At 64.5% G+C, this 11,656-nt stretch carries 12 protein-coding genes; 8 read left to right on the top strand and 4 right to left on the bottom strand.

Features of this window, described 5'->3' with window-relative positions:
• Window positions 1–49 precede the first annotated feature (49 nt).
• Complete coding sequence (locus B6V74_RS16370) at window positions 50–394, top strand: DUF3775 domain-containing protein (RefSeq protein ID WP_075776813.1); 345 nt, start codon at window positions 50–52, stop codon at window positions 392–394.
• Window positions 395–506: 112 nt separating this feature from the next.
• Here the strand turns inward: B6V74_RS16370 and B6V74_RS16365 are convergent, their stop codons facing one another.
• Entirely contained in the window at window positions 507–1,193 is a 687-nt protein-coding gene (locus B6V74_RS16365; RefSeq protein WP_075776812.1) for a response regulator transcription factor, read from the bottom strand.
• A gap of 142 nt (window positions 1,194–1,335) precedes the next feature.
• On the opposite strand from B6V74_RS16365, the gene ribA reads away from it, so the two are divergent.
• Both ribA and B6V74_RS16355 read left to right on the top strand, forming a co-directional pair.
• Window positions 1,336–2,412 (top strand): GTP cyclohydrolase II, encoded by a 1,077-nt coding sequence (ribA, locus tag B6V74_RS16360; RefSeq protein WP_075776811.1) that lies wholly within the window; start codon window positions 1,336–1,338, stop codon window positions 2,410–2,412.
• Window positions 2,412–2,966 carry a L,D-transpeptidase family protein gene (locus B6V74_RS16355; protein ID WP_088723418.1) on the top strand — a complete coding sequence of 185 codons (555 nt, stop codon included), beginning with the start codon at window positions 2,412–2,414 and terminating at the stop codon, window positions 2,964–2,966. The genes ribA and B6V74_RS16355 overlap by 1 nt, the downstream gene beginning before the upstream one ends.
• Here B6V74_RS16355 and B6V74_RS16350 read toward each other — a convergent pair.
• Window positions 2,963–3,616 (bottom strand): YggS family pyridoxal phosphate-dependent enzyme, encoded by a 654-nt coding sequence (locus B6V74_RS16350; protein ID WP_088723417.1) that lies wholly within the window; start codon window positions 3,614–3,616, stop codon window positions 2,963–2,965. The genes B6V74_RS16355 and B6V74_RS16350 overlap by 4 nt on opposite strands.
• A gap of 99 nt (window positions 3,617–3,715) precedes the next feature.
• Window positions 3,716–4,702 carry a porin gene (locus B6V74_RS16345; protein WP_088723416.1) on the bottom strand — a complete coding sequence of 329 codons (987 nt, stop codon included), beginning with the start codon at window positions 4,700–4,702 and terminating at the stop codon, window positions 3,716–3,718.
• A gap of 350 nt (window positions 4,703–5,052) precedes the next feature.
• On the opposite strand from B6V74_RS16345, the gene B6V74_RS16340 reads away from it, so the two are divergent.
• The 5 genes from B6V74_RS16340 to B6V74_RS16320 all read left to right on the top strand — a co-directional run bounded on the left by B6V74_RS16340 (window position 5,053) and on the right by B6V74_RS16320 (window position 10,996).
• Window positions 5,053–5,598: a DUF3576 domain-containing protein gene (locus tag B6V74_RS16340; protein WP_075776807.1), complete on the top strand. Its 546-nt coding sequence runs from the start codon at window positions 5,053–5,055 to the stop codon at window positions 5,596–5,598.
• 152 nt (window positions 5,599–5,750) lie between these two features.
• The gene (gene leuS / locus B6V74_RS16335) at window positions 5,751–8,309 is read left to right on the top strand and encodes a leucine--tRNA ligase (protein ID WP_088723415.1); all 2,559 of its coding nucleotides are present in this window, start codon (window positions 5,751–5,753) and stop codon (window positions 8,307–8,309) included.
• A complete protein-coding gene (gene lptE / locus B6V74_RS16330) occupies window positions 8,296–8,793 on the top strand; it encodes an LPS assembly lipoprotein LptE (protein ID WP_088723414.1) in 498 nt (165 codons plus the stop codon). Before leuS ends, lptE begins: the two co-directional genes overlap by 14 nt.
• Complete coding sequence (holA, locus tag B6V74_RS16325; protein ID WP_075776804.1) at window positions 8,790–9,812, top strand: DNA polymerase III subunit delta; 1,023 nt, start codon at window positions 8,790–8,792, stop codon at window positions 9,810–9,812. Before lptE ends, holA begins: the two co-directional genes overlap by 4 nt.
• Window positions 9,809–10,996 (top strand): TIGR03862 family flavoprotein, encoded by a 1,188-nt coding sequence (locus B6V74_RS16320; protein WP_168184244.1) that lies wholly within the window; start codon window positions 9,809–9,811, stop codon window positions 10,994–10,996. Before holA ends, B6V74_RS16320 begins: the two co-directional genes overlap by 4 nt.
• Before the next feature lie 45 nt (window positions 10,997–11,041).
• Here B6V74_RS16320 and B6V74_RS16315 read toward each other — a convergent pair whose 3' ends face one another.
• Window positions 11,042–11,638: a glutathione S-transferase family protein gene (locus B6V74_RS16315; RefSeq protein WP_088720540.1), complete on the bottom strand. Its 597-nt coding sequence runs from the start codon at window positions 11,636–11,638 to the stop codon at window positions 11,042–11,044.
• Window positions 11,639–11,656: the final 18 nt, after the last annotated feature.

Below are 11,656 nucleotides of genomic sequence, written 5' to 3'. Positions count from 1 at the left end.
CTTGCGCAAAAGAGGGCGGAGGCGCAAACTCAAGCCTCAGGAGGGATACATGCTCACCATCAGCCCCGCCAAAATCGCCCATGTCATCATCCGCGCCCGCAAGTTCGACGCGGGCGTGCCCGGCTCCGGCCAAGCCCGTGAGCTGCGTGCCTTCATCGCCGCGCTGAACGAGGATGAGCAAGCAGGTCTGACTGCGGTGATGTGGGTCGGGCGCGACACTTATGACGCGTCGGAACTGGATGAGGCGATCGCCACCGCCAAGGCCGAGGCCACCGCGCCCACCGAAGATTACCTGCTGGGCAATCCGATGCTGGCCGATCATCTCGAAGACGGGCTGAATGCGCTTGGTATCTCGCTCGAAGAGGCCGAGGAAGACATCTACCCCACGGTCTGAGCCGCGCATCCCAAGCGCCGGACAAGGAAAAGGCGGCCCCCGCAGGAGCCGCCTTCCTCATTTCCAACCTTGGCGCGCGTCACGCAGCCCATGCCGCGCGAAACGCTTCAGTTCAGGCCACCAGTCGGTAGCCGCCCGATTCCGTCACCAGCAGGCGTGCATTCGAGGGATCGGGCTCGATCTTCTGACGCAGGCGATAGATATGCGTCTCGAGCGTGTGGGTGGTGACACCCGCATTATAGCCCCAGACCTCGTGCAGCAGCACGTCGCGCGGCACCACGCCGTCGGTCGCGCGATAGAGGAACTTGAGGATATTGGTTTCCTTCTCGGTCAGACGCACCTTGCGGTCCTTGTCGTCGACCAGCATCTTCATCGCGGGCTTGAACGTATACGGGCCGAGCTGGAATACGGCGTCTTCAGACTGTTCATGGGTGCGAAGCTGGGCGCGCAGACGGGCCAGAAGCACCGGGAACTTGAAGGGCTTGGTGACGTAGTCGTTGGCGCCGGAGTCGAGGCCGAGGATCGTATCGGCGTCGGTGTCATGCCCGGTGAGCATCACGATCGGGCATTTCACACCGCTTTTGCGCAGCTTCTTGCACAGTTCACGGCCATCGGTGTCGGGAAGGCCCACATCCAGAACGACGAGGTCGTAAAGCGTCGATTTCGCCTTATCTACAGCTTCGTGACCATTGCTGGCTTCGAACACCTCAAAATCATCGGTCGCGACGAGCTGCTCGGCGAGCGCCTCGCGCAGATCGTTGTCATCGTCAACCAAAAGGACCTTCTTCAATGATGCCATGTCCTGAGCCTCCATTTGCGTTTGACGAATAGCTGTTGCCCTTTCACAGCGATGGCAAGGGTGGTGAAACCTATCTCACGCTGACGTGTCGAATCACCGGCAGATATTTCAATTTGTTACAGTCGAGGCTATCTCAGAGCGCATGACCGGTACCTATTCCCTCGGGCCGAGCCCGGCTGAACGACTGAATCGCGCCCGCGCCGATCTGCGCATGGGGCTGCCCGTCTTGCTGTCAGATCACCTCGCGGTGGCGGTCGAGGCGCTCTCGCCCGAGCGGCTCGCGGCGTTGCGCGCGCTGGGGCCGTTGACGCTGGTGCTGACCGCGCGCCGGGCCGAGACGCTGAAAGCCCGGGTCTATGACGCCGATATTGCCCGGATCGAAGTGCCTGCAGACGCCGATCTGCTCTGGCTGCGCGCGCTCGCCGATCCGGCAGACGATCTGCGCGTGCCGATGAAAGGCCCGCTCAAGGCCCTTCGCGGCGGCGATGCGGATCTCTCCCGTGCCGCTATCCGGCTGGCAAAGTCCGCCCAGCTTCTGCCCGCAGCGCTGATGGTCGCAGCGCCCGACCCCACGCCGACGGATCTGACCTGCATCACCGCCGAAGAGGCGCTCGCCGCTGCCGACATCCCGCAGGCTTTCGCCCCGGTCTCTGCCGCGCGCGTGCCGATGCGCGCCGCCGAAGCGGGGCGCCTGCATATCTTCCGCCCCGACAATGGCGCCGAGGAGCATTACGCGATCGAGATCGGTCGCCCCGATCGCTCGAAACCGGTTCTCGCGCGGCTGCATTCGGCCTGTTTCACCGGCGACGTTCTGGGCTCTCTGAAATGCGATTGCGGCCCGCAGCTGGACGCGGCGCTGACGCTGATGGGTCATGAGGGCGCGGGCATCCTGCTCTATCTAAATCAGGAGGGGCGCGGGATCGGGCTTGCCAACAAGATGCGCGCCTATTCGCTGCAAGATCAGGGATTCGACACGGTGGAGGCGAACCACCGCCTCGGCTTCGAGGATGACGAGCGCGATTTCCGGATCGGCGCGGCGCTGCTGCGCAAGCTCGGGTTTTCGCAGGTGCGGCTGCTGACCAACAACCCCGCCAAGGTTGCGATGCTGGAGGCCAACGGCATCGACGTGACCGAGCGCGTGCCGCTGAAGGTCGGCATGAGCCGCCATAACGAAAACTACCTCGCCACCAAGGCGGCGAAATCGGGGCATATCCTGTGATGCGCCTGACGCCCACGGGCCTGCTGTTTCGCGGCCGCCGTTTCCCGGTCGAGATCGGCCGCGGCGGCATCACAGGCAGCAAGCAGGAGGGCGACGGCGCGACCCCCTCGGGGCGGCTGCATATCCTGCGGATGTTTTACCGCGCGGATCGAATCTTAGCGCCTCAGGACTGGGCTGAACCGATTGGGCCGCGCGATCTGTGGTGCGACGCCTCCGGGGATTCGGCCTATAACCAATTGGTTCGCGCGCCGTACCCCGCCTCGCATGAGGCGATGCGGCGCGCCGATCCGCTTTACGACATCGTACTGGTCACCGATTGGAACTATCCGCAGGCGCAGGCCGGCAAAGGCTCGGCCATCTTCCTGCATCAGCGCCGCCGCGCGGGCTACCCTACCGCAGGCTGCCTCGCCTTCCGCCGCGATCACCTGATCTGGATCGCGCAGCGCATCGCACCGGGTGAGCCGCTGGAGATTCCCGTTCGGCTTGGCGGAAATATCCTCCGGGGGTCCGGGGGCGGAAAGCCCCCGGCGCTCGACGCCCGGGACAAAGCTTAGGAATAGTCGCGCGCGCCGAAGATTGCCGAGCCTACGCGCACGTGGGTCGCACCGGCCGCGATCGCTTTCTCGAAATCCGAGCTCATCCCCATCGAGAGACCGTCGAGCCCGTTGCGCCCGGCCATCTCGGCCAGCATCGCGAAATGCGGCGCAGGGTCTTCGGATTCGGGCGGGATGCACATCAGCCCGACGACCGGAAGATCCTTCGCCCGCATATCCGCGACGAAAGCGTCGACATCATCGGGCAGCACGCCCGCTTTTTGTGGCTCCTCGCCAGTATTGACCTGAATGAAAAGATCGGGAGAAGCCCCGCGCGTCTGCGCCAGATTGGCCAGCTTCTTGCCCAGCGAGGGCCGGTCGAGCGTGTGAATCGCCTCGAACAGCTCCACCGCCAGCTTCGCCTTGTTCGACTGCAGAGGCCCGATCATGTGGACTTCGCAGCCGGGAAATTCCTCGCGCCAGGCGGGCCATTTGCCTTGCGCTTCCTGCACGTAGTTTTCGCCGAAGAGCCGATGCCCTTCGCGCAGAACCGCCTCGACCCGCTCGGCGGGCTGAACTTTCGAAACGGCGATCAGCTTCACCGACCCCGCATCGCGCCCTGCCTCTGATTCCGCTTTTGCGATCCGCGCCTGAATGTCGCTCAGTCCCATCTGGCCCTCCCTCGTCAGCGCGCCCAAGAAACACCGAAGGGCCCAAAAAGAAAAGAGCGGGCGCAAGGCCCGCTCTTCCCATCGTTCTGTCCCGAAGGATTAGAACGAGAACTTCACGCCGAGGTCGGCAACCATGTCCGAACCCGAGATGTCGTTGTCAGCAACGCCGCCCTTGATGGTCGCGCCGCCGCCGAGGTCGTACTCAGCGCCGAGACCGTACCAGGTCACGTCGGTGTTGTCGATTTTGTCTTTGGCGTGCTGAACGTAGCCACCGACGGTGGTCGCGCCGAAGACCGACGAAGCACCGATGCCGTAGTAATCAATGTCGAGATCTTTGCCAGCATGCGCGATGTGGGCTTTGACCGAGGTGTTGCCGAACTGAGCGACACCAGCGAGGGTGACCATGTCAGCTTTGCCGGTGCCGAGAACAACGGGGTCGTTGCCCGGAGCGGGAATGTCAAACACGGTTGCGTCGAGGTATTCGTAGCCCAGACCAACGGTGTAGTTACCGAAGGTGTAAGCGCCCGCAATGGCGTACTCTTGGGACGCGTCGGTCGAGCCAGCTTTGCCATCCGACATCGAAGCCGCGACCGAGAACGCACCGAAGGTGCCGGTGTACAGCAGGTTCGGCCCGGTGTTGAGGACCTGCTGCGTGTTAGTGTCGGTGATTGCGGATGCACCCACGTCACCGCCGTTGTCGCCGGTCAGGTACTGGATGTCGTTGCCCAGACCGCCCATCGAGGACAGGTCAGTGTAACCAACTTCGTAGTAGTCGCCGAACAGAGCTTCCGGAGCGCCAACAACGTCGCCCATCGAGAGCTTGCCGAATGCGCCGGAGATGTAGACCGAAGCAGCGGTGCCGTTGGTGGCAGCAGTCGCTTGGTCAGCGCGCATGGAGCCGCCGAACTCGAGGCCACCGTCGGTGGTGCCCGAAGCGGTGAACGAGACGCGGATACGGCTCGAGAAGTTCCAGTCGGTGCCGTTGTACACGACACCCATGCGGCCGTCGCCGCCAACCGAGACCTCAGCGGCAGCGATGCCAGCCGAGAACACGAGCGCGGTCGTCGCGAAGAGAACCTTTTTCATCGTTTTCCCTCATTGTCTTACAGGTAACCCCCAACCTGGGGAATCCGAAGTTGGGTATGACGGTGTTTTCTCTCCCCGCCCTTTTTATTGCAACTCAAAGCGCCCGACCGGGTCGAATAGGGTGTTTGATGGTGCAGACATGTCACAGTAACGTCAGCCCGCCCTTGCAGCCTTTCCTTGCCACCGCCTCGCGACAGCCCTCATGTGTGTATATAGCGGCACAAGACCCGCGAGTGGCAGCGGGCCGATCGGGCGAATTCCGGAGCGAAAAGGGAAAAACCTTGTCGGGCTTGGGGCCATGGGCTAGAGAAAAGGCAACCAATGACGCAGGCCGACGGGGACAGCTTCGCATGACTTCCAGAACCCTTTTGAAACGCACGGCAATTCTGGGCCTGTGCCTCGCGCTCGCAGGCTGCGGCAAGGGTATCTCGAGCGGCAACATCTTCTCGGGTAGCGGTGGCACCCCCGCGCAGCGCGATGCCAATCAGCTAGACCACCTGTCCGGCTCCAACGAGGCCGTAATCGACGGGCCCTCGCGCCGGGTTCAGAAAAAATCCACCGTTTGGGACCTCTTCAGCGGCAAGGGCGATCCGAACATCACCGTCGAGGTGAACAAGTATCTCTGGCAGGCTTCGCTCGAAGTGCTCGACTTCCTGCCGATTCAAGAGGTTGACCCCTTCTCCGGCGTCATCGTGACCGGCTACGGCACCCCGCCGGGCGGCGGTCGCGCCTACAAGGCCACTGTTTACGTCACCGATCCGGCGCTCGATGCGCGCTCGCTGAAAGTGTCGATCCGCACCCGGGGCGGAGCAGTTTCCGCCGATACGCAGCGCGCCGTGGAGAACGCGATTCTTACCCGCGCACGTCAGCTGCGGGTCCGCGACTCGCAACTCTGATCCCGAAAGTCGACCGCAGGACGCATTCAGATCCCCGCCCGAGCCAGCCTCCGGCGGGGATATTTCTGTCCAAATGAGCGCGGCGGCTGGACCTCGCCCCCAAGGCCAGTGTAGCAAGCTCGCGCAGAATTCGACGTGATGAGGGGCCCGACATGGCACGCTACGAACCGAGCCAGAGCGAGACGAAATGGCAAGAGGCCTGGAACAGGGCGGATCTCTTCGCCGCGCGCCGTGATCCGGCCAAGCCGAAATATTACGTCCTCGAGATGTTCCCCTACCCGTCGGGCCGCATCCATATGGGCCATGTGCGCAACTACACGATGGGCGACGTCGTCGCGCGCTACAAGATGGCGAAGGGCTTTTCCGTGCTGCACCCGATGGGCTGGGATGCCTTCGGGATGCCCGCCGAGAACGCCGCGATGGACAATGGCGGTCACCCGAAGGACTGGACCTACGGCAATATCGCCGTAATGAAGGACCAGATGAAGCCGCTGGGCCTCTCGATCGACTGGTCGCGCGAATTCGCGACCTGCGACCCGGACTATTACGGCCAGCAGCAGGCGATGTTCATCGACATGCTCGAGGCCGGTCTCGTCTATCGCAAGAACGCGGTGGTGAACTGGGACCCGGTCGACATGACCGTACTCGCGAACGAGCAGGTGATCGACGGCAAGGGCTGGCGCTCTGGCGCCGAGGTCGAACGCCGCGAGCTGACGCAGTGGTTCTTCAAGATTTCCGACTATGCCGAAGAACTGCTCGACGCGCTCGACAACCTGAAAGACTGGCCCGAGAAGGTGCGCCTGATGCAGGCAAACTGGATCGGGAAATCGCGCGGCCTGCAATTCGCCTTCTCGACCGTCGATGCGCCGGAAGGTTTCGACCGGCTGGAGGTCTACACGACCCGCCCCGACACCCTGCGCGGTGCGAGCTTTGCGGCGATCTCGCCCGATCACCCGCTCGCCAAGCATCTGGAACGCCACGATCCCAAGGTCGCGGAATTCGTCGCGAAATGCCGCGCGGGCGGCACAACAGAAGAAGCCATCGAGACTGCCGAGAAGCTCGGGATGGATATCGGCATCAAGGTCCGCCACCCGCTCGACACTAGCTGGGAACTGCCGGTCTATATCGCGAACTTCATCCTGATGGATTACGGCACCGGCGCGATCTTCGGCTGCCCGGCGCATGACGCGCGCGACTTCGAATTCGCGACGAAATACGAGCTGCCGATCACGCCCGTTTTCGAGCCGCTCGAAGGTGACTATCCCGACGCCGAATACGTCCCGCTGAAATCGGAAAAAGTCCGCTATATCCGCGGCTTCGCGGGCGACGAAGTGCAGACCGGCGAAGAGGGCGTAGCAGCCGCGATCGCCTTCTGCGAGGAAAACGGCATCGGTCAGGGCGTGACCAAGTTCCGCCTGCGCGACTGGGGCCTGAGCCGCCAGCGCTACTGGGGCTGCCCGATTCCGGTCGTGCATTGCGAGACCTGCGGCGTGGTGCCGGAGAAGAAGGAAAACCTGCCCGTCGAGCTGCCTTACGACGAGGACGGCCAGAAGATCGACTTCTCGATCCCTGGCAACCCGCTCGACCGTCATCCCAGCTGGCGCGACTGCACCTGCCCGAATTGCGGCGGGCCGGGTCAGCGCGAGACCGATACGATGGATACCTTCGTCGATTCGAGCTGGTATTACGCGCGCTTCACCTCGCCCGGTGCCGCCACGCCGACCGATCCGGCCGAGGCCGAGTATTGGATGAACGTCGACCAATATATCGGCGGCATCGAGCATGCGATTCTGCACCTGCTCTATTCGCGCTTCTATGCCCGCGCGATGCACAAGACCGGCCACCTGCCAGCGAAAGCGATCGAGCCGTTCGATGCGCTGTTCACGCAAGGCATGGTGACGCACGAGATCTACCTCACGCGCGACGCCAAGAATCGCCCCGTCTACCACCTCCCCGAAGAGGTCGAGGACGGCAAGCTGAAGGCGACCGGCGAAGCGGTCGAGACCATCCCCTCGGCCAAGATGTCGAAATCGAAAAAGAACGTCGTCGATCCGATGAACATCATCGCCGAGTTCGGGGCCGATACCGCCCGCTTCTTCGTGATGTCCGACAGCCCGCCCGAGCGGGACGTGGAGTGGACCGCCGCCGGCGCCGAAGCCACGTCGAAATTCCTCGCCCGCGTGCACCGCATTGCCGACGATATCGCCAATTCGGATGCGCCCGCGAACGAGGCCGAGGATACGGCGCTGCTTAAGGCCACCCACAAGGCGATCGACGAGGTCACCAAATCGATCGAGGGCTTCACCTTCAACAAGGCGGTCGCGACGCTCTACGGCCTGACCAACACGATGTCGAAATCGAAGGCCGGGGCCGAGACCAAGCGCGAAGCGATGAAGCTGATGGCGCAGCTGATGGCGCCGATGGTGCCGCACCTCGCCGAAGAGGTCTGGTCGATGCTGGGCGGCGAAGGTTTCGTGATCGCAGCCCCTTGGCCCGAGGCGGACCCGGCCCTGCTGGTCGAGGATTCGGTGACGCTGCCGATCCAGATCAACGGCAAGCGCCGCGCCGAGATTTCGGTGCCCAAGGACATGCCGAAGGAAGAGGTTGAAAAGCTGGTTCTGGCCGACGAAGCTGTGGTCAAGGCGCTGGCCGGTGGCCAGCCCAAGAAGCTGATCGTTGTGCCGGGGCGGATCGTCAATGTGGTCATCTGACAGACGCGGATTTCTGGGGCTCGCGGGGGCCGCTGGCCTGCTCGCGGGCTGCGGCTTCACCCCGGCCTACGGGCCTCAGGGCGGGGCTGCGAAACTGCTCGAAGGGGTCGAACCGGCTGCGCCCACGACGCGCGACGCCTTCGCCCTCGTTCAGCAGCTGAATGCCCGGCTCGGCCCGTCGCAGGCCACCCGCTACCGGCTCGATTACAAGATCGACACCGAGGCGGTCGGTCAGGGCATCTCGCCCGACAACGCGACCACGCGCTACCAGTTGAACGGCACTGTGGATTACACGCTGCGCGATGCGGCCGATAACGCCGTGCTGCTGACCGGACGCGTCACCTCCTTCACCTCGTGGTCCGCGACCGGCACCGTGGTCGCCTCACAGGCCGCGCAGGAAGACGCGCATCGCCGTCTGATGGTGATCCTTGCCGATCAGATCGTGACGCGCCTGCTGTCCCAAGCACCGAGCCTTCCGGAATGAAACTGACCGGCGTAGCAGCGACCCGCTATTTCGCCAAACCCGAGCCAGAGCGCACCGGCCTGCTGATCTTCGGGGGCGATGCGATGCGCGTGGCCCTCCGCCGTCAGGAAGTCATCGCCGCATTGATTGGCGCAAAGGGCGAAGAGGAGATGCGCCTGAGCCGGATCGCGGGCGGCGATCTGCGCAAGCAACCCTCGCTGCTGCTCGATGCGATCAAGGAGGTCGGCTTCTTCCCTGGCCCGCGCGTGGCCTTCGTCGAAGACGCGACCGACGCGGTGGCCGATGCAGTGAAAAACGCGCTCGACGCATGGCGCGAAGGCGATGCGCAGATCGTGATCACCGCGGGCTCGCTCGCCGCGAAATCGAAGCTGCGCAAAGCTTTCGAGGGTCACAACAACGCCTATTCTGTAGGGATTTACGACGACCCGCCGAGCCGCGAGGAAATCGAGGATATCCTGCGCCGCGCCGGTCTGCGCGACATCTCGAACGACGCGATGACCGATCTCGTGGCGCTGTCGCGGGCACTCGATCCAGGCGATTTCCGCCAGACCGTCGAAAAGATCGCGCTCTACAAATTCGGTGACACTACGCCGCTTGCCCCTGCCGATGTGGCTGCCTGCGCGCCGTCTTCGGTCGAGGCAGGCGTCGATGACGTGCTCTCCATCGTGGCCGAGGGTCGCGCGCCCGAGCTTGGTCCGGTGATGCGGCGGCTGGAAAGCCAAGGGGTGCAGCCCGTGCAGCTCGCCATTGCCGCGATGCGCCATTTCCGCGCGCTGCATGCCGCGGCCTCCGACCCGCAAGGCCCCGGTGCAGGCATCGCCCGGATGCGTCCGCCGATCTTCGGCCCGCGCCGCGACCGGATGCAGCGGCAGGCGCAAAGCTGGGGCATGTTCAAGCTGGAGACCGCGCTGAAGGAACTGGTCGAGACCGACCTGACCCTGCGCTCCGCCAGCCGCGCGCCGCAGATGGCGGTGATGGAGCGCGCGCTGATGCGGCTCGCGATGCTGGCCCGGCGGTGAGCGCGGCGGCGAAATCCGCGCTCGTCATCGGTGGCGGCCCGTCGGGACTGATGGCAGCCGAGGAACTGGCGCGGGCCGGTGTCGCCGTGACATTGGCAGAGGCCAAGCCGACGCTCGCGCGCAAATTCCTGATGGCGGGAAAGTCCGGGCTGAACCTGACCAAGGATGAGCCGCTCGATGCCTTCCTATCCCACTATTCCCACCCGCAGATCGCCGCGATCACGCGCGCGTTCGGCCCCGAGGCGACGCAGAGTTTCGCCCGCGATCTGGGTGTCGAGCTGTTCACCGGCTCCACCAGTCGGGTCTTCCCGACGGTGATGAAAGCCTCGCCGATGCTGCGCGCCTGGATCGCGCGACTCGAATCTCTCGGCGTCACGATCCACACCCGCTGGCGCTGGCAGGGCTTCGATGGCGACGCACTGATCTTCGACACGCCCGAGGGGCGCCAGAGCCTGAGCCCCGATGCCACGATTCTCGCGCTTGGCGGCGCAAGCTGGCCGCGGCTTGGCTCGGATGCGGCATGGGCGCCTTGGCTGAGCGCGAAGGGCGTAAAGATTGCCCCCTTTGCCCCCGCCAACATGGGGTTCGAGATCGACTGGTCGGCGCATATGGCAAGCCAGCTCGGCCAGCCCGTGAAAGGGGCCGCGCTGATCACGCCGACCCGGCGCACGCGCGGGGAAATCGTGATCTCGGAGCGTGGCCTTGAGGGCGGCGGCATCTATGAACTTTCCGCCGAATTGCGCGAGGGCGCGCCGCTGAGCCTCGATCTCGCCCCGGATCAGAGCGCCGAAGACCTCGCCGCGCGGCTTGCGAAGATCCCGCCCAAACAGAGCCTGACGAACCGCCTGCGCAAAGGCGCGAAGCTGGACCCGGTGAAACTCGCGCTCGCTCTGGAATGGGGACGCCCGCTACCCAAGGACCCGACGCAACTTGCGACAACGCTCAAATCCTTGCCCGTGCCTCTCGGCGCGCCGCGCCCGATCGCCGAGGCGATTTCCAGCGCGGGCGGCATCGCGTGGGACAGCCTCACCGACGATCTGGAACTGACCGCCCTGCCCGGCCTCTACGCCGCAGGCGAAATGCTCGACTGGGAGGCCCCGACGGGCGGCTATCTGCTGACCGCCTGCCTCGCCTCCGGCCGCCATGCCGGACGCGCCGCCGCGCGACAGCTCGCTTCTTCTTGATAGAAAATCCCGGGGGAGGTCCGTAGCACCGGGGGCAGAGCCCCCTTACTCGTCCCGCTTCGCCACCGCGCGCTTATAGGCGGGGCGCGCCCGCATCCGGTCGTGATATTCGCTCAGCCGATGCTCGACGATCGGGAATTTCGCCATCAGCGCCCAGTCGAGGCAATGCGTCAGGATGATATCGGGCACGGTCATTTCCTCGCCCATCACGAACTCCCCATCCCCCATTCGGTGGATGAGCGTGCGCTGCGAGCGCTCGAACTCCCAGCGCAGGGAATTCTTGATGCCCGACAGCCGCAGCTCTTCGGGCAGGACGAAACTGTGGCGCGCGGCGGTCCAGAGATTCGCATCGAACTCGTCGAGCAGGAATTGCGTCAGGCTGTCCTGCCGCGCACGCTCCAGCGTACCCGCCTCATGGGTGAACTTCCCATGCGCATCAGCAAGATAAGTGAGGATCGCGGTGGAATCGGTGATCGGCGTGCCGTCGACAACGAGCACCGGCACCTTGCCTGCCGGGTTGAAGGCCACGACATCCTCCGAGCGCGGCGCGGCCCGCACGTGCTGATACTCCGCGCCCAGCTCCTCCAGCATCCACAACACGCGCAGCGTCCGCGAGCCGACCGTTCCGATAACCGTATACATCCTGCCTCCCCTCGAAAG

The organism is Thioclava sp. F42-5, from assembly GCF_002213195.1.
In the GTDB taxonomy this organism is placed as follows: domain Bacteria; phylum Pseudomonadota; class Alphaproteobacteria; order Rhodobacterales; family Rhodobacteraceae; genus Thioclava; species Thioclava nitratireducens.
Note: the sequence above shows the minus strand (reverse complement) of the source record. Positions and strands in the feature narration are given on the sequence as shown.

What these genes read in the sequence shown, in the direction of transcription:
- B6V74_RS16370 (WP_075776813.1), top strand. Translation starts at nt 50, where the DNA reads ATGCTCACCATCAGCCCCGCCAAAATCGCCCATGTCATCATCCGCGCC.
- B6V74_RS16365 (WP_075776812.1), bottom strand. Translation starts at nt 1,193, where the DNA reads ATGGCATCATTGAAGAAGGTCCTTTTGGTTGACGATGACAACGATCTG.
- ribA (WP_075776811.1), top strand. Translation starts at nt 1,336, where the DNA reads ATGACCGGTACCTATTCCCTCGGGCCGAGCCCGGCTGAACGACTGAAT.
- B6V74_RS16355 (WP_088723418.1), top strand. Translation starts at nt 2,412, where the DNA reads ATGCGCCTGACGCCCACGGGCCTGCTGTTTCGCGGCCGCCGTTTCCCG.
- B6V74_RS16350 (WP_088723417.1), bottom strand. Translation starts at nt 3,616, where the DNA reads ATGGGACTGAGCGACATTCAGGCGCGGATCGCAAAAGCGGAATCAGAG.
- B6V74_RS16345 (WP_088723416.1), bottom strand. Translation starts at nt 4,702, where the DNA reads ATGAAAAAGGTTCTCTTCGCGACGACCGCGCTCGTGTTCTCGGCTGGC.
- B6V74_RS16340 (WP_075776807.1), top strand. Translation starts at nt 5,053, where the DNA reads ATGACTTCCAGAACCCTTTTGAAACGCACGGCAATTCTGGGCCTGTGC.
- leuS (WP_088723415.1), top strand. Translation starts at nt 5,751, where the DNA reads ATGGCACGCTACGAACCGAGCCAGAGCGAGACGAAATGGCAAGAGGCC.
- lptE (WP_088723414.1), top strand. Translation starts at nt 8,296, where the DNA reads ATGTGGTCATCTGACAGACGCGGATTTCTGGGGCTCGCGGGGGCCGCT.
- holA (WP_075776804.1), top strand. Translation starts at nt 8,790, where the DNA reads ATGAAACTGACCGGCGTAGCAGCGACCCGCTATTTCGCCAAACCCGAG.
- B6V74_RS16315 (WP_088720540.1), bottom strand. Translation starts at nt 11,638, where the DNA reads ATGTATACGGTTATCGGAACGGTCGGCTCGCGGACGCTGCGCGTGTTG.